Source organism: Ruegeria sp. AF3, from assembly GCF_056536285.1.
The window spans coordinates 1,714,450-1,731,688 of the sequence record NZ_JBQFJM010000001.1 but is presented as its reverse complement, the minus strand read 5'-3'; the positions used below and the strand labels follow the sequence as shown (position 1 = coordinate 1,731,688).

The window sequence follows — 17,239 nt, the reverse complement described above, 5'->3', positions numbered from 1 at the left end:
GTGAGATATGAAAAAGCTGATGACAGCCCTTGCCCTTCTGGCAGCCGCGCCGGCCTGGGCCGAAGACAAGATGACCGTCCTGCTGGACTGGTTCATCAACCCCGACCACGGGCCCATCATCGTGGCACAGGAAAATGGCTATTTCGCCGAGCAGGGGTTGCAGGTCGAAGTCGTTGCCCCCGCCGACCCGTCCGCGCCGCCGCGTCTGGTGGCTGCCGGTCAGGCGGATCTGGCGGTATCCTATCAGCCGCAACTGCATTTGCAGATTCACGAAGGGCTGCCGCTGAAACGGGTCGGCACGCTGGTCGCGACGCCCCTGAACTGCCTGCTGGTTCTGAAAGACGGCCCGATCAAATCGCCCGCTGACCTCAAAGGCAAGAAAATCGGCTTTTCCGTCGCCGGTGTGGAAGAGGCCATTCTCAGCACCGTGCTTGGCAAATACGACGTCGCGCTGGATGATGTTGAGATGATCAACGTGAATTTCTCGCTCTCACCCTCGCTGATGACCGGTCAGGTGGATGCGGTGATCGGCGCCTATCGCAACTTCGAGCTGAACCAGATGGATATCGAAGGTCGCCCCGGCACCTGTTTCTATATCGAGGAAGAAGGCGTGCCGTCTTATGACGAACTGATCTATGTCGCCAACCCCGATACGATGGACAAAGACAAGATCGCCCGTTTCCTGGCCGCGACCGAAAAAGCGACTCAGTACATCGTCAACAACCCGGAAAAAAGCTGGGAGGTCTTCTCAGCCACTTCACCCGAACTGCAGGACGAGCTGAATGCACGCGCATGGGTCGACACGCTGCCGCGCTTTGCCCTGCGTCCCGCCGGGTTTGACGCTGGCCGTTATGCCCGGTTCGAGGCATTCCTGAACGACAGCGGCATGATCGACACCGTCCTGCCCGTCAGTGACATTGCCATCGACGTAACCGCGCAATGAGCGATTATGGCAAAGCCTTTGCGCTGATGCGCGATGCGGCGCAGGGGCCGTGGCGGGATTACACCCGCCACGCTTTTGTCGAAGCACTGAAAGACGGCACCCTGCCACGCCCGGCGTTCCTGCACTATCTGCGTCAGGATTATGTGTTCCTGATACACTTCTCGCGCGCCTGGGCGCTGGCCGTGGTGAAATCGGAAACACATGCTGAAATGCTGGCAGCGTCGCGTACCGTGAACGGCCTGATCAGCGAAGAGATGAAGCTGCATATCGGTATTTGCGAAGCAGAAGGCATTTCGCAGTCCGATCTGTTTGCAACGCCGGAACGGCCCGAGAATCTGGCCTATACCCGCTTTGTTCTCGAGGCGGGCTATAGCGGTGATCTGCTGGATCTTCTGGCAGCACTTGCACCCTGCGTCATGGGATATGGTGAGATAGGCACCCGCTTGGCTGAGGAGGCAACATCAACGACCTATCGTGGCTGGATCGATACCTACGCGGACGAGGGCTACCAGAACGCCTGCGTGGCCGTGGGTGAGTTGCTGGATTCGGCTCTAACAAGGCGGATTGGGGCGGATTTCCAAACTTCGCCTCGCTGGGATCGTCTGTGCAGGACGTTCCGCTCGGCCACGGAATTGGAAGTCAATTTCTGGCAGATGGGTCTGACCCCATGACCCCGGCGCCCGATCTGACCATCAGCGGCACAGCCATGATCGATGGCGCGACTCTGTTCGCGCCGCTGACCCTGACGCTTGACGCAGGGGCGTGGACCTGTCTGCTGGGTGGATCGGGTGTTGGCAAAACCACGGTTTTGCGGCTGATTGCCGGGCTGGAAACCGGGGCTGAATTCACGGGCCGGATCACCGCCAGCGATGGCCAGTCGGTTTCAGACCGGGTTGCTTATATGGCGCAGGACGACCTGTTGCTACCTTGGGCGAGTGTTGCGCAAAACGTCTCACTGGGCGCGCGGCTGCGGGGCGAGAAAGTTGACCTTGACCGGCGTGACCGCCTGATCGAACGGATGCGGTTGCAGGACCATATGACCAAGAAACCGCCCGAGCTTTCGGGCGGGCAGCGGCAGCGTGTGGCACTGGCCCGCACCTTGATGGAAGACCGGCCGATTGTGTTGCTGGATGAACCCTTTTCAGCCCTTGATGCCCGAACCCGTGCCGATATGCAGGATCTGGCCGCCGAGGCGCTGCGGGGCCGCACTGTCCTTCTGGTAACCCACGATCCGGGCGAGGCCGCGCGTCTGGGGCAATCCATCGTCGTCATGACACAGCACGGGCTGACACCGTGCGATCCGCCGGTTGCTCCAGCCCCGCGCAGCGTCGATGATTTGCAGACGCTGGAAACACAAGGCGCGCTTTTGCGGCTGCTGCGGGAGGGCGGGGTATGAAGTCCCTCTCTGTTCTGGCAGCAACCCTGTTTGCCATTGCCATCTGGCAGGGGACCGTGACCCTGACCGGATTGCCAAAGTTCATCCTGCCCGGCCCCGTGGTGGTTGCCGAGACCTGGTGGCAGAACCGCTGGCTGATTGCCGAACACACCTGGATCACAGCCATTGAGGTCATTATCGGCCTTGCCTGCGGCACGCTGCTTGGCGTTGTCACTGCATTGCAGCTGGCCAATTCCCGCGTCGCACGAGTTTTGGTGCAGCCAATGCTGGTGTTCACGCAGGCCCTGCCGGTCTTTGCACTGGCCCCGTTGCTGACCCTGTGGCTGGGTTATGGCCTGTTGTCCAAGGTCGCGATGGCGGTCCTGATCATCTATTTCCCGATCACGTCGTCCTTTTTTGACGGTTTGATGCGGACACCGCAGGGGTATCTGGACCTTGCACGCACGATGCAGGCCAGCAAGCGCACTGTGTTGTGGCACATCCGTATCCCTGCGGCGTTGCCGTCTCTGGCCTCGGGGATGCGGCTGGCGGCGGTGTATGCGCCGATCGGTGCCGTGATCGGTGAATGGGTCGGTTCATCGCAAGGTCTGGGATATCTGATGCTGCTGGCCAATGGCCGTGCCAAGACGGACCTGATGTTTGCGGCGATGCTGACTCTGGGCGTATTTTCGATCCTTCTGCACATGATTGTCCGCCGCGCCACCGCGCGTATGGCAGGAGAGGCTCATTAACCTTTCGGAAAGTGATTCTGCGTCAGGGTAAACGCATGACACAGGACGCCTTTGCCGAAGCCCCCATGCTGTTTGATACGGACGAAGCGCCAGCGCAGCCGCTGCCGAATGGTCGGTTACCCTCCTACATCAAAGACCATCGCAAGCGGCTGCGCGAACGGTTCATGGCGGGCGGATCCGCAGCGATCCCGGATTATGAGTTGCTGGAACTGGTTTTGTTCCGGTCCATCCCTCGGCAGGATGTGAAACCATTGGCGCGGGCATTGATGAATGCCTTTGGCGATTTCAACCGTGTGTTGGCAGCACCCGAAGAACGGCTGCGGCAGATCAAGGGCGTTGGTGATACGGTCATCACCGATCTGAAAATCCTCGAAGCCTGCGCGCATCGGATGGCACGGGCGCGGGTGATGCAACGACACGTAATATCCAGCTGGGACGCGCTGCTGGATTATTGCCACACGACAATGGCGCATCGCGAGACCGAGCAATTTCGCGTTTTCTATCTGGATCGCAAGAACGTCCTGATCGCGGATGAGGAACAGGCCAAAGGCACCGTGGATCACGTGCCGGTCTATCCGCGCGAAGTGGCGAAACGGGCGTTGGAACTGAATGCCTCGGCCCTGATATTGGTGCACAACCATCCTTCGGGCGACCCAACGCCGTCACAGTCAGATATCGACATGACCAACCGCATTCAGGATGCCTGCTCCGCCCTGGGGCTGACCCTGCATGACCACCTGATCATCGGCAAATCGACCGAGCTCAGCTTTCGTTCCGAAGGGTATCTCTAGCGGCTACTGCACCCAAATCTCGACCCGCCGGTTGACCTTGCGGCCCCATTCGGTGTCATCGCAGGCCATGGGCATCGCTTCACCAAATCCTTCGGCGGTGACCGTGATACTATCAGGGATCGGGGCTTCAAGCGCGGCGATAACCGCGTTTCGCACGGTTTGCGCGCGCCGTAGGGCGATGCGGGCATTTGAAACGGCACCCCCGTCCCCATCGCTGAAGCCTGCAAACACAACCTTGCGCGCCTGCAACGTACCCGCGTCCAGCATTTGCGCCAGTTGCTGAATATTGGCGCGCGACTGCGCGTCCGGGCGGGACGATCCGGGTTCGAACCGGACCGACAGGGACAGGCGCGACAGCGGGCGCAAGGTCTCGATCATGCGCTGCAACTCCTCCAGTCCGACCTCAGTTCCGCCGGTGACGACCGCATTGGCAAGCCGGTCCCCCTGCACGCCAACCGGCAGGGTTTCAGCAGATTGATCCACATATCCTGCGTCACGTATCGCCACCTGTGCCTCGGGGCTTTGGCTATAGGCCAGAAACTGTCGCGCAATCCGGGGCAGGCGGCGTTCCGGCAGATACAGGAACATGGGCATATTCAGCGGGTAATCTTCGGTCTTGATTGACTGGCGGGTCGCGGCCAGAGGATGCCCGCACCCGCCAGTCAAAGGCACAGCGCGGGTGCCATGGGCCGATGCCTTGCTGGCGATACCGATGGAAAACGGATCCTTAGCCACAGCCGCGGTCAGGTCATGTATGCGATTGTGGCGGATCGCCGTATCGGTCAGCACCACACCGGCGGTTTTCAGAACCTGATCCTCGACCGCCTGCGCCAGACCCGACCCGGCCTCTGGCACATGCAGTGCAATAGGGGCATCCGGCCCACCCAGCTGCGCCCAGTTGCTGACCTCGCCGGACAGAATGCGGGCCAGATCCGCCAGCGAAACCTGTCGCATCACGCTGTCGGGGGCCACGACCGGGACCATGGCATCCAGTGCAATGACCCGTGATCGCCGCGAGCGTTTCAGATCACCCAACCCCGCAGCTTCGGCAGCCTCCCGCTCGGCCTCGCGCATCTCGCGCAGGGCCATCACGATATCCGCCCGGTCTGCGATCAGGTCGCTGAACCCGCGATCCGTGGTGCCCACGTCAAAGAAAAACCGCGCAAGCGGCGCCGACCGGCCTGCCTGATGCAACTCGTAAATAAAGGTGTCCTCATCCATGCGGGCGGGGGTCGCGGTCAGGTCTTCCTGACGGGCAAAGCCGATGATCAGGGCGGGCAGCACCGTTTCGGCCATCACCGATGATCCGGAAAACTGCACTTCGGCGACGAAATCGATCAGGTTGGGGCAGGCGGGTCCCTCGCATGTGACGCCGGAACCATCCACGGTCAACGTCCCGAATTGCGTATCGACGCGATAAAACTCACCGTCAAAGCTCAGCAGATTGCCTGTCACTTCGACCTTGCCATCATGCGAGGTCAACGTGATGTCCTGCCCAAAAGCACCGGTCGCCACCGTCACGGAAAACAGCGCAGCCACCGCCACACGGAAAAATGTCATAAGAGGTTCAAGCCTGCCTGCGGATTACTTTGCCGCGATTGTCAGGTCTGAGAGCAGATTATTCAACACCAGAAACTCGCCCGAGCGCGAACAATCCGGCAAGGTCACAGACATGTCGCGCGACCGCAGGCGGCGGTCCGACAACAACTCCAGCGACTGCACGTTCAGCGTGTGGCCGCAATTTGCATCGGTCACTTCGGCCTCGACGGTCAGGTCAATCGTGCCCGACTGTTCAGATGTACTGGCCGGGAAAGAATACACTTCGATATTCTGAGTAATCCCGGAATCGGATTGACCCAAGCGCATAACCTTACCGGCGCCTTCGGCAGATGCGTCATCCCAGACATGGCCATCCGCGCCATAGCTGGCGCCAAATTCCAGCGCGTGAATCTGCAACTCGGTATCACCCTGCCATTGCAGGACAACACGATCAAAACCGGCGATTTCGGGGACGTGAGTGGTGGCGACGGTGCCTGTTTCATCTTCGAAGGAAAACAGGAAAATCGCATATTCCGAAAGGGCCGGGATCGTCATGTCCAGCGCGCCGCTGGCGTCAGTCATCTGGCTAACAGTCAGGCCGCTATGGTGGATTTCAATCCGCTCATTCTTGTGGCACGGCGCTTTCAGCGACAGGTGCGCCAAGGCACCGGGCGCTGCGGTCGCGTGCGCGCTGATCCTGCAACTCGATGTTCTGGGGACCGCGGGTACAGCACGGGGTGCCGGTGTGACATTGACCGGATCGGCATCTGATACTGTAGCCGACGTCAGCACGATACCGTCCAGCCCCGACAGAATCGAAGACTGATCGGCAACGGAGGCCACATCAACACTGCCCTGCGCGCGGTTCTGCTGCGCAGCCGGTCCGTTCTGCATCAGATAGCCTATGCCCAAGGCACAAGCGACCGTTCCGCACATGGTTACGTAGTTGCGAACTACAAACAAGACACCCTCCCCAGTTGAAGGAGCAGCTTGCACTCTCGCCACCAATCGCGGCCAATTTGTGGCCGCGAGACGGACTCATTGTGATGAAAGGGTGTTAACGTTAGGTCAATCTGCCGTGGCAGTGTTTGAACTTCTTTCCGGATCCGCAGGGGCACAGGTCGTTTCGCGACGGGTTACCCCAGGTTGACGGATCGCCCTCATCAAACCCCGGCAGGGCATCGCCTGATGCCGCCGCTTCGGCCTTGGCCTCGGCTTGGCTTGCGGCTTTGTCCACGGCCTGTTGTGCCTGCGCCTGTTGCGCCGCCATCTGCGCCAGCATTTCCTTCTGCTCTTCTTCGGTCAGTGGCCGCACGCGCGACAATTGCTGTGTCACGGTTTCCCGCAAACCGTCCAGCATGGTTTCGAACAGCTGGAAGCTTTCGTTTTTGTATTCGTTCAGCGGATCGCGCTGGGCATAGCCGCGGAAACCCACGACCGAGCGCAGATGTTCCAGCGTCAGCAGATGCTCGCGCCATTTGGCATCGATGGTCTGCAACAGCACCTGCTTTTCGATGTTGCGCATGTTTTCGGGACCAAAGGCGACCGCCTTCTGGGCCATCATCTCATCTGCGGCCTTAACCAAGCGCTCCCGCACTTGCTCGTCATCCACGCCTTCTTCGGCAGCCCAGTCCTGAACCGGGGCGTCGATGGTCAGCTTGTCCTTGATCGCCGCATGCAGACCGTCTGTATCCCACTGATCCGCATAGGATTTCGGCGGCATGTATTCGTCAATGAGATCGTCAATCACCTGCTCGCGCATATCCGAGACGATCTCGGACAGGTCATTGGCCGACATGATTTCGCGGCGCTGGCTAAAGATCACCTTGCGCTGATCGTTCATCACGTCGTCGAATTTCAGAACGTTCTTGCGCATGTCGAAGTTGCGGCCCTCGACCTTGGACTGCGCGCGTTCCAGCGACTTGTTCACCCAGGGGTGAATGATTGCCTCGCCTTCTTTCATGCCCAGCGTGGTCAGCACCTTGTCCAGCCGTTCCGAGCCAAAGATGCGCATCAGGTCGTCTTCAAGGCTCAGGTAGAACACGGTACGGCCCGGATCGCCCTGACGGCCCGAACGGCCGCGCAGCTGGTTGTCGATGCGGCGACTTTCGTGGCGTTCGGACGCCATCACATAAAGGCCTCCTGCGGCCAGAACCTTTTCTTTTTCTTCCGCGTGGCGTGCTTCTTCTGCGGCACGCAGGTCTGACGGATCAGCCTCGGGGTTGTCCGCCATCGCTTGCAGCACCTTCATTTCGACATTGCCGCCCAGCTGAATGTCTGTACCGCGACCGGCCATGTTGGTGGCGATGGTCACCGCGCCCAGACGGCCGGCATCGGCAACGATCTGCGCCTCCTGCTCGTGCTGGCGGGCGTTCAGAACATTATGCGCGATGCCTTCCTTGGTTAGCATCTGGCTCAGCAGTTCCGATTTCTCGATCGAGGTCGTGCCCAGCAGGACCGGCTGGCCCGTTTCCTGCGCCTTCTTGGTTTCTTCGATCATCGCGCCGTATTTTTCCATGGCGGTGCGATAGACCTGATCGTCCTCGTCCACACGGGCAATCGGCTTGTTGGTCGGAACCTCGACCACGCCCAGGCCGTAAATCTCGGCAAATTCCTCGGCCTCGGTCAGGGCGGTCCCGGTCATGCCGCCCAGCTTGTCGTAAAGGCGGAAATAGTTCTGGAAGGTCACGCTGGCCAGCGTCACGTTCTCGGGTTGAATCTGCACGTTTTCCTTGGCTTCGATGGCCTGGTGCAGACCCTCGGACAGGCGGCGGCCCGGCATCATGCGGCCGGTAAACTCGTCGATCAGAACGACATTGCCGTCGCGCACGATGTAATCCTTGTCGCGCTGGAACAGCTTGTGCGCGCGCAGACCCTGATTCACGTGATGCACAACGGTCGTGCTTTCCGGGTCATACAGCGAATGGCCTTCGGGAATCAAACCGGCAGCCAACAGCTGCTGCTCCAGAAACTCGTTGCCCTCATCCGTGAAGGTCACGTTGCGGGCCTTTTCGTCCAACGTGTAGTGTTCGTCGGTCAGGCTCGGGATCAGCGCATCGATGGCGGTATACAGGTTCGAGCGGTCCTGTGCCGGGCCCGAGATGATCAGCGGCGTCCGCGCCTCGTCGATCAGGATCGAATCGACCTCGTCCACAATCGCGAAATTGTGGTGCTTCTGGTAAACCTGCTCCAGATCGGCCTTCATATTGTCGCGCAGATAGTCAAAACCCAGCTCGTTGTTGGTGGCATAGGTGATGTCGCATTTATAGGCGGCCAGTTTCTCTGCATCGGGCTGGCCCGACCAGATCACGCCGGTGGTCATGCCCACGGCAGCAAACACCTTGCCCATCCATTCCGCGTCGCGCTTGGCCAGGTATTCGTTCACCGTGACCACATGCACGCCCTTGCCGGTCAGCGCGTTCAGATACGCCGGGAAGGTCGCGACCAGTGTCTTGCCCTCACCCGTCTTCATTTCCGAGATGTTGCCCTGATGCAGGAACACACCGCCCATCAGCTGTACGTCAAAGGCGCGCAGCCCCAGCGCGCGGCGGGCACCTTCGCGCACGTTGGCAAAGGCTTCGGGCAGCAGATCGTCAAGGCTTTCGCCATCCAGCGCGCGTTTGCGCAGGTCTTCTGTCTTGTCGATCAGGTCCTGATCGGACAGCTTCTCGAACTCGGGTTCCAGCGCGTTGATCTTTTCGATCAGGGGGCGGGTCGCCTTGATCTTGCGGTCGTTCGGTGTTCCGAACACCTTTTTGGCGAGCGTTCCGAGTCCCAGCATGTTCACTCCAGCGGATCTGTTCTTGTCTTGGTTTTTGACAGGCTTGCCCACCTTGCGCGCAACCCATAGATACGTGGGGTGAAAGGCGGCCCTGTCCAAGGCTTCAAAGCGATGTAAGCGGCAGGTTCCAGAGTGTCAACGCTGCGCCCTGCCGCGGCAAGGAAATAGGATGATTCAATGCCCAAAGGCCTCACTATTCTGCCATCGCTGGCTCTGACCGCCATGATGGCCTTGCCGCTGGCCGCCGAAACCCAGCCGGATGCATCCACCGTGGTGGCGCGTGTGAACGGGGATGAGATCACTTTGGGTCACGTGATCGCAACCGTTGCCGCCTTGCCGCCGCAGTACCAGCAGGCCGAAGATGACGTATTGTTCGACTTCGTACTGGAACAGCTGATCCAGCAGCAACTGCTGGGGCAACAGCAGGATGGGCTGAACAAACTGAACACGCTGCGGCTGAAAAATGAAGAACGCTCACTTCTGGCGGTTCAGACCGTCACAGCCCTGACCGATACCGTTGTCACGGATGAGGCCATTCAGGCAGCCTACGACGCGCAGTACAACGATTTCGCGGGTGAGGACGAATTCGATGCCAGCCACATTCTGGTCGAGACCGAAGAACAGGCCAACGACCTCAAGGCGCAGCTTGATGACGGCGCCGATTTCGCCGAACTCGCGCGCGAGCACTCCACCGGTCCGTCCGGCCCCAATGGCGGCTCGCTGGGCTGGTTCGGCAAGGGCCAGATGGTACCGGAATTCGAAACAGCCGTGGTCGCGCTCGAAAAAGGGCAGGTGTCCGACCCGGTTCAGACGCAGTTCGGCTGGCATGTGGTCAAGCTGAACGACAAGCGCAAAACCGAAGCGCCCGCGCTGGACGCCGTGCGCGAAGAGCTTGCGCAAACCGTTCAGCAGGACGCCATTCAGGCGCGCATCGATGAACTGACACAGCAGGCCCAGATCGACCGCCCCGCTCTGGAAGGTGCCGGGCCCGAAGTTCTGCGCCAGCTGGACCTGATTCAGGAGTAATCCCCGTGGCCAAGATCACCAAGGTTTCGCCGCTGGCGCCAGCGTCCTTCCCTGATTTGCCTGCAATTGACGGTGTGCGGTTCGCCACCGTCGCGGCGGGCGTGCGATATCAGGGCCGCACCGATGTCATGCTGGCCGTGCTGGACCCGGGCACATCTGTGGCCGGGGTCTTTACCCGTTCAGCCACGCGCGCCGCCCCGGTTCTGGATTGTCAGGACAAGATCGGCGGGCCCAGCGATGGCCCGGCGGCAATCCTGGTGAACTCGGGCAATGCCAATGCCTTTACCGGGCATTATGGTCAGACCTCGGTGGCCGAGGTGACGCAGGCCGTCTCGAAGGCGACTGGTGTTCCGGTCGAGCGGGTCTTTACCTCCTCCACCGGCGTGATTGGTGAGCCGCTGGCTCATGACCGCATCATTGCCAAGATTGAAACGCTGAAGGCGGGTCTCAGCCGTCACGCGATCGAAGAAGCCGCACGCGCGATCATGACCACGGACACCTTCCCGAAAGGGGCCGTGGCGCAGGTCGAAATTGATGGCAAAACAGTCTCTATTGCGGGGATTGCGAAGGGGTCGGGCATGATTGCGCCAGATATGGCGACGATGCTGGTCTATATCTTCACCGACGCGCAGGTCGAACAATCGGCGTTGCAGGCGATGCTGAGCGCGCAGACAGACCGGACGTTCAACTGCATCACCGTGGACAGCGATACATCCACCTCGGACAGCCTGCTGCTGTGCGCCACCGGCGCTTCGGGTGTGGACGCCACCGGCAACGCGGCCTTCGCCGAGGCGCTGGAAGCCGTGATGCTGGATCTGGCCCAGCAAGTGGTGCGCGATGGCGAAGGTGCCACGAAGTTCGTCGAAATCCGCGTGACAGGGGCCGCAACAGACGCTGACGCCAAGATCCACGGCCTTGCCATCGCCAACTCTCCGCTGGTCAAAACTGCCATCGCAGGCGAAGACCCGAACTGGGGTCGTATCGTCATGGCCATCGGTAAATCCGGTGCCGCGGCGGACCGCGACCTGCTGAGCATTTCCTTCGGCGACATCCTTGTGGCCGAAAAGGGCTGGGTCAGCCCCGATTACAGCGAAGACGCAGCTGCCGCTTATATGAAAGGTCAGGATCTGGTCATCGCCGTTGATCTGGGCCTGGGCGAAGGCAATTCCACCGTCTGGACCTGCGATCTGACGCACGGATATATCGAGATCAACGCAGATTACCGCTCGTGAAAACCGTGTTGGTCTCTGCTGTCGCCCTGATCGACATCGAGGGCCGGGTGCTGTTGGCCCAACGCCCCGAGGGCAAATCCATGGCCGGTCTTTGGGAGTTTCCCGGCGGCAAGATCGAGCCCGGCGAAACCCCCGAGGCCGCCCTGATCCGCGAATTGCACGAGGAACTGGGCATCGACACCTGGGCCTCGTGCCTTGCCCCCCTGACCTTTGCCAGCCACAGCTATGATGATTTCCACCTGCTGATGCCTCTGTTTGCCTGCCGCAAATGGCAGGGTATCCCACAGTCGAAAGAGGGGCAGGCGCTGAAATGGGTCCGCGCAAATGACCTGCGCAATTACCCTATGCCGGCCGCGGATGTGCCCCTGATCCCGATCCTGCGGGATTGGTTGTAAGGGCTCAAGGGGCGTCAGGCGCAAACAGTCCGAATTTCGGCTTGGCGGAATTATTTGCCGATTTGTGGTAGTGTTCGAGTGCTTTCTCAATGGTGAAGGAGTACCTCGTTATGATCGCAAGTCGAGTTGGAAAGCTTTGGGGGTCCAGGATTGCTTTGATTTTGGCCTTATTTGTTTTGGCGGTTCATAGTGCCAAAGCAGAAGATGCGAAGACTGCGATAACGGTCATGATCGAAGAACAGGCCCGAATTGACCGCTACGTCGAACTCGATTTTGCACGGCAAGATCTTTTGTTTCACCAGACGAGCACGATCCTGGCCCTATACGGTGAATACAACTCCTACACCAAATCGGACGGCACTCAGGCCAATGGCTCTGACATGACGCGATTCAGAAATCGGGTCACTGAATACGTGCCCGCTGCCATCGTGGATTTCCGCCGAAAGTCCCAAAGAGACAAAACAATTTCAGAGGATGAGGCAAGCAAGGCGGAAGCCGCCGAAGCCTTGATGGAAGAGATGCTTTTGGCCGCAGGTGAAATCATTGAACTTTGCGACGCCAACAAGCCCTATGAGGCAAGTCTCGTTTACCGCGATAAGACAATGCCCTTGAACGCGAAACTTTTGGGGTTGCTGTACACGTTGCGCTCAACATCTGTTGGTCGTTTTAAAAAAGCAGCATTAAAAGCTAAGTATCAGTAACCGCGCCAACCTGCCGAAGGTCGAATTCTGTTTGCCGGTCCGGCGTCCCTGCTGCACAAGGGACCTGTTTGGTACGGTAATTGCGTGGGACGAACGGGTTCCTCGTAACAGTCTGCATTTGTACATATTGTACAAAACGTAACATCACCCTTCTGCACCTGTTACAATTCGTAAGAATTGAGAAAACATCAGGCAAAACTTGACGCTGATCGTGCGGGTGTCCCAAATCGGGGCACTGGCATCCGGGGGCTTTCCCGGATCCGCCATTTCCGGCTTTGAGGAGGCCGGATGGGGAGGAGAAAAAGATTGGCTCAGACGCAGTCGGGCGCCGAAGGGTTGCACTCCCTTCCGGCGCTTCTACACCGCAACGCGACCCAGTTCGGGGATGCCCCGGCCTATCGGGAAAAAGAATTTGGGATCTGGCAATGCTGGACCTGGGCTGAAGCGGCCAAGGAAATTCGCGCGCTCGCTCTTGGATTTCTTGAAATTGGCGTTGAGCGCGGTGACCACATTGCCGTGGTCGGACGCAACCGGCCAGCGCATTACTGGACCATGGTCGCGGCACAGATGGTCGGTGCAATTCCGGTGCCTCTGTATCAGGACGCAGTCGCCGAAGAGATGACCTATGTGATGGAGCACTGCGGCGCGAAATACGTCGTCTGCGGTGATCAGGAACAGGTCGACAAGGTCATCGAAATTCAGGAAAAAGTGCACCAGATCAAGCATATCCTCTATACCGACAAGCGGGGGATGCGGAAATACGACCACAGCCAGATGAACGCGCTGGAAGACCTCATGGCCGAAGGTCAGGCAGGACATCAGCGGTTTGATGCAGAGCTGGACAAGCGCATCTCTGAGATCACCTATAACGACACCTGCGTCATGCTTTATACCTCGGGCACAACGGGCAAGCCCAAGGGGGTGGTTCTGTCGAACCGCAACGTGATCGAAAGCGCCAAGAATTCAGCGATCTTCGACCATCTGACCCGCGATGAAGATATCCTCTCCTACCTACCAATGGCATGGGTTGGGGATTTCATCTTTTCCATCGGTCAGGCCTATTGGTGCGGGTTCTGCGTGAACTGCCCGGAAAGCGCCGACACGATGATGACCGATCTGCGCGAAATCGGGCCGACCTATTTCTTCGCCCCGCCACGCGTGTTTGAAAGCCAGCTGACCAATGTGATGATCCGGATGGAGGATGCGAGCAAGCTGAAGCAGCGCATGTTCCATCACTTCATGGCGCATGCCAAAAAGGTGGGCGGCAAGTTGCTGGATGGCAAACCCGTCGGCTTTGGCGACCGGATGAAATACGCGCTGGGTAACCTGTTGGTCTATGGGCCGCTCAAGGATACGCTGGGCTATGGCCGGTTCCGGGTTGGCTATACAGCGGGTGAAGCGATCGGACCGGAAATCTTTGATTTCTATCGATCTTTGGGCATTAACCTGAAACAGCTTTACGGTCAGACCGAAGCAACCGTGTTCATCACCGTGCAGCCGGATGGTGAGGTTCGGGCCGATACGGTTGGCGTGCCCGCGCCGGATGTCGAGATCAGGATCGACGACAAGGGCGAGATCCACTACCGCTCGCCCGGCGTGTTTGTCGAATATTACAACAACCCGGATTCCACGGCATCAACCAAAGATGCCGAAGGCTGGGTGGCAACGGGTGATGCCGGGTTCATCGAGGAAAGCTCGGGCCATCTGCGGATCATCGACCGCGCCAAGGACGTGGGCAAAATGGCCGACGGGTCCATGTTCGCGCCGAAATATGTCGAGAACAAGCTGAAGTTCTACCCCGATATTCTCGAGGTCGTTCTGTTCGGAAACGGCAAGGATCGCTGTGTGGCCTTCATCAATATTGACCTGACGGCGGTCGGCAACTGGGCGGAACGCAACAACGTGGCCTATGCCTCCTATCAGGAACTGGCGGGCCATCCGCGTGTGTTAGAGACGATCAAGGCGCATGTGGAAGAGGTCAACAAATCGGTAGCAGCTGATGAAATGCTGTCCGGTTGCCAGGTGCATCGCTTTGTGGTGCTGCACAAGGAACTGGATGCTGATGATGGTGAAATGACCCGCACCCGGAAAGTTCGGCGCGGGTTTGTCGAAGAGAAGTTCCACGACATCATTGCGGCGCTTTACGACGGGTCCGAAAGCGTCTCGACCACGACCGAAGTGACCTATGAGGATGGGCGCAAGGGATCGATTAGCGCAACGCTGAAAATCGTGGACGCGCCGGTTGTACCGGTTGCGCAGCACAAGGTGGCAGCGGAATGAGGGCTGCCACAGCACCGCGCGACCTGCGGCCATCGCCCTGTCCGCCATCCCGTTTTTGCGCAAGTCAGGGAGTGACTGATGCTGGATAACGCCGAAGGATATGTCACTGAAGACGGTCGCAAGATCGGCGGCGTGGTGATGGAGATGAAGAACATCACTCTGCGCTTTGGCGGCGTCGTGGCGATCAAGGATATCTCGTTCGATATTCGCGAGGGTGAGATTCGCGCCATCATCGGGCCGAACGGGGCCGGAAAATCATCGATGCTGAACGTCATCTCGGGGTTCTATGTCCCGCAGGAGGGCGAGGTCTGGTTCCACGGATCAAAACGCCCAGCGATGCGGCCCTTTGAGGTGGCGCAGCAGGGGATCGCGCGGACGTTCCAGAACATCGCCCTGTTCGAGGGGATGAGCGTTTTGGACAACGTCATGACAGGGCGTTTGAATTTCATGCAGACCAACATCCTCCAGCAGGCCTGGTGGAAGGGAAAGGCCGAGGCGGAAGAGGTTGAAAACCGTGAGGCGGTCGAGAAGATCATCGATTTCCTTGAAATCCAGCACATCCGAAAAACGCCCGTGTCGCGCCTTCCATACGGGTTGAAAAAGCGGGTGGAACTTGCGCGTGCTCTGGCGGCAGAACCAAAGCTCTTGCTGCTGGATGAACCGATGGCGGGCATGAACGTTGAAGAGAAAGAGGACATGAGCCGCTTTATCCTCGACGTGAATGACGAATTCGGCACCACCATCGCCCTGATCGAACACGATATGGGCGTGGTGATGGACCTGAGCGACCGCGTGGTCGTGATGGATTACGGCAAGAAGATTGGTGACGGCACGCCCGACGAGGTGCGCAACAATCAGGAAGTCATCGACGCCTATCTGGGAGTCAGCCATGACTGAGACCAAAGCAGATATCCGGGGAGGCACATATGCCTGAGCAGTTAATCTTTGCCACGGAGGTCATCCTTAACGGTCTGATGGCCGGGGTGCTTTATGCGCTGGTCGCGCTGGGCTTTGTGCTGATCTACAAGGCGTCGGGAATTTTCAATTACGCGCAAGGGGTTATGGCCCTGTTTGCGGCGATGACACTGGTCGGGATCATGAACGGGCAAGTGCCTTTCGCGCATTTGATCAACGCGACCTTCGGCACACATGTCTATAACTTCGGCTGGACCATCCCCGCCCTGTTGGCGATCATCCTGACAATGGGCGTGATGGTTCTGTTGGCCTGGTGTGTGCAGCGCTTTGTCATGCGGCATCTGGTTGGGCAGGAGCCGATCATCCTGTTCATGGCCACGATCGGTCTGGCCTATTTCCTAGAAGGCGTGGCCGACCTGATGTGGGGCTCTGAGATCAAGACGCTGGATGTGGGTCTGCCGCAGGGCATCAACCTGTGGATTGACGAGGTCACCTTTAACATCTTCGGCTATGGTTTCTTCATCGACAACCTCGACATCGTGGCAACCGTGATCGCGGCGCTTCTGGTGGCGGCGCTGGTGGCCTTCAGCCAGTACACAAAGCAGGGGCGGGCCATGCGCGCTGTGGCGGATGACCATCAGGCGGCACTTTCGGTCGGGATCTCGCTCAACTTTATCTGGGTCATGGTTTGGTCGGTGGCCGGGTTCGTGGCGCTGGTCGCGGGGATCATGTGGGGCACCAAATCGGGCGTGCAGTTCTCGCTGTCGCTGATCGCGCTCAAGGCGCTGCCGGTGTTGATGCTGGGCGGGTTCACCTCGATCCCCGGTGCCATCGTCGGCGGTCTGATTATCGGTGTGGGCGAGAAGCTGTTCGAATTCTCGATTGGCCCGCTGGTCGGCGGCGCGACCGAGAACTGGTTCGCCTATGTGCTGGCGTTGATCTTTCTGGTGTTCCGACCACAGGGTCTCTTCGGTGAAAAAATTATCGAGAGAGTATAGATGGATAACCTGAACCCCCTTTTCAAAGCCCTGCCGATTGCCTTGCTGATTTATGGGCTGACCCGTTCGCTGGTTGAGTGCTTTGAGATCAACCTGGCGGGTTCAAGTATTGCAATGACAGGCGATACGGAATGGCAGATGAGGATGCTTGTTTACGCAGGATATTTGCGGGCGATGGATTCATTGTTCTTCTACGCAGCCTTGGCCGGAGTGGTTCATTGGCTGAACGTTAGAACCAGAGGTGCCCCGGCATGACCAAGGTGATCGCCATCATCAACGTAATCGCATGGGCGGGGTTCTGGGCCTTTGGCTACATCGCGCTGACCTCGAATGACCTGACAGACAGCCAGTTGACGATTGCCGCGATCCTGGCCTTTGCCGGGCTGATCATGGGCGTTCTGGCCTACCTGAAACTCGTGCGCGCCTCTGAGGCGAGCGGATATGCCAAAGGGTCCAGCCAGCTGGACGCCGCGACCCGTAACCGGGCGCAGGAAGAATGGGGAAAGTAACA

17 protein-coding genes are annotated in these 17,239 nt (G+C 59.1%); 14 read left to right on the top strand and 3 right to left on the bottom strand.

The annotated features are described in order from the left end of the window. Positions 1-7 precede the first annotated feature (7 nt). From ACR3FC_RS08785 to radC, 5 genes are read left to right on the top strand one after another with little or no spacing between them, the layout of a single operon-like run. Positions 8-943, top strand: coding sequence for an ABC transporter substrate-binding protein (locus tag ACR3FC_RS08785; RefSeq protein WP_480474352.1), 936 nt, complete (start codon positions 8-10; stop codon positions 941-943). Next, complete coding sequence (tenA, locus tag ACR3FC_RS08780; protein WP_480474351.1) at positions 940-1,614, top strand: thiaminase II; 675 nt, start codon at positions 940-942, stop codon at positions 1,612-1,614. Before ACR3FC_RS08785 ends, tenA begins: the two co-directional genes overlap by 4 nt. Continuing rightward, entirely contained in the window at positions 1,611-2,339 is a 729-nt protein-coding gene (locus ACR3FC_RS08775; RefSeq protein WP_480474350.1) for an ABC transporter ATP-binding protein, read from the top strand. The genes tenA and ACR3FC_RS08775 overlap by 4 nt, the downstream gene beginning before the upstream one ends. Beyond that, on the top strand, positions 2,336-3,070 hold the full coding sequence (locus ACR3FC_RS08770; protein WP_480474349.1) for an ABC transporter permease: 735 nt from the start codon (positions 2,336-2,338) through the stop codon (positions 3,068-3,070). Before ACR3FC_RS08775 ends, ACR3FC_RS08770 begins: the two co-directional genes overlap by 4 nt. A 35-nt stretch (positions 3,071-3,105) precedes the next feature. Then, positions 3,106-3,861, top strand: coding sequence for a RadC family protein (radC, locus tag ACR3FC_RS08765; RefSeq protein ID WP_480474348.1), 756 nt, complete (start codon positions 3,106-3,108; stop codon positions 3,859-3,861). 3 nt (positions 3,862-3,864) lie between these two features. On the opposite strand, the gene ACR3FC_RS08760 is transcribed toward radC, so the two are convergent. The 3 genes from ACR3FC_RS08760 to secA all read right to left on the bottom strand — a co-directional run bounded on the left by ACR3FC_RS08760 (position 3,865) and on the right by secA (position 9,181). After that, positions 3,865-5,421, bottom strand: coding sequence for a phosphate ABC transporter substrate-binding/OmpA family protein (locus tag ACR3FC_RS08760; protein WP_480474347.1), 1,557 nt, complete (start codon positions 5,419-5,421; stop codon positions 3,865-3,867). A gap of 24 nt (positions 5,422-5,445) precedes the next feature. After that, a complete protein-coding gene (locus ACR3FC_RS08755; protein ID WP_480474346.1) occupies positions 5,446-6,363 on the bottom strand; it encodes a hypothetical protein in 918 nt (305 codons plus the stop codon). 100 nt (positions 6,364-6,463) lie between these two features. Next, complete coding sequence (gene secA, locus ACR3FC_RS08750) at positions 6,464-9,181, bottom strand: preprotein translocase subunit SecA (RefSeq protein ID WP_480474345.1); 2,718 nt, start codon at positions 9,179-9,181, stop codon at positions 6,464-6,466. Positions 9,182-9,358: 177 nt separating this feature from the next. Between secA and ACR3FC_RS08745 the strand changes: the two genes are divergently transcribed. From ACR3FC_RS08745 to ACR3FC_RS08705, 9 genes are all read left to right on the top strand, one after another. After that, entirely contained in the window at positions 9,359-10,207 is an 849-nt protein-coding gene (locus tag ACR3FC_RS08745) for a peptidylprolyl isomerase (RefSeq protein ID WP_480474344.1), read from the top strand. 5 nt (positions 10,208-10,212) lie between these two features. Next, on the top strand, positions 10,213-11,439 hold the full coding sequence (argJ, locus tag ACR3FC_RS08740) for a bifunctional glutamate N-acetyltransferase/amino-acid acetyltransferase ArgJ (RefSeq protein ID WP_480474343.1): 1,227 nt from the start codon (positions 10,213-10,215) through the stop codon (positions 11,437-11,439). Then, positions 11,436-11,834 (top strand): 8-oxo-dGTP diphosphatase MutT, encoded by a 399-nt coding sequence (gene mutT, locus ACR3FC_RS08735; protein ID WP_267363933.1) that lies wholly within the window; start codon positions 11,436-11,438, stop codon positions 11,832-11,834. Before argJ ends, mutT begins: the two co-directional genes overlap by 4 nt. 89 nt (positions 11,835-11,923) lie before the next feature. Next, positions 11,924-12,535 carry a hypothetical protein gene (locus tag ACR3FC_RS08730; RefSeq protein WP_480474342.1) on the top strand — a complete coding sequence of 204 codons (612 nt, stop codon included), beginning with the start codon at positions 11,924-11,926 and terminating at the stop codon, positions 12,533-12,535. Positions 12,536-12,841: 306 nt separating this feature from the next. Further along, positions 12,842-14,815, top strand: a complete 1,974-nt coding sequence (locus tag ACR3FC_RS08725; protein WP_480474341.1) for an AMP-binding protein — start codon at positions 12,842-12,844, stop codon at positions 14,813-14,815. 78 nt (positions 14,816-14,893) lie between these two features. Then, complete coding sequence (locus ACR3FC_RS08720; RefSeq protein ID WP_480474340.1) at positions 14,894-15,712, top strand: ABC transporter ATP-binding protein; 819 nt, start codon at positions 14,894-14,896, stop codon at positions 15,710-15,712. Between the two features lie 29 nt (positions 15,713-15,741). After that, positions 15,742-16,728: a branched-chain amino acid ABC transporter permease gene (locus ACR3FC_RS08715; RefSeq protein ID WP_480474339.1), complete on the top strand. Its 987-nt coding sequence runs from the start codon at positions 15,742-15,744 to the stop codon at positions 16,726-16,728. Beyond that, the gene (locus ACR3FC_RS08710) at positions 16,729-16,983 is read left to right on the top strand and encodes a hypothetical protein (protein ID WP_480474338.1); all 255 of its coding nucleotides are present in this window, start codon (positions 16,729-16,731) and stop codon (positions 16,981-16,983) included. It abuts the gene before it with no gap. Then, on the top strand, positions 16,980-17,237 hold the full coding sequence (locus ACR3FC_RS08705; RefSeq protein WP_480474337.1) for a hypothetical protein: 258 nt from the start codon (positions 16,980-16,982) through the stop codon (positions 17,235-17,237). Before ACR3FC_RS08710 ends, ACR3FC_RS08705 begins: the two co-directional genes overlap by 4 nt. Positions 17,238-17,239: the final 2 nt, after the last annotated feature.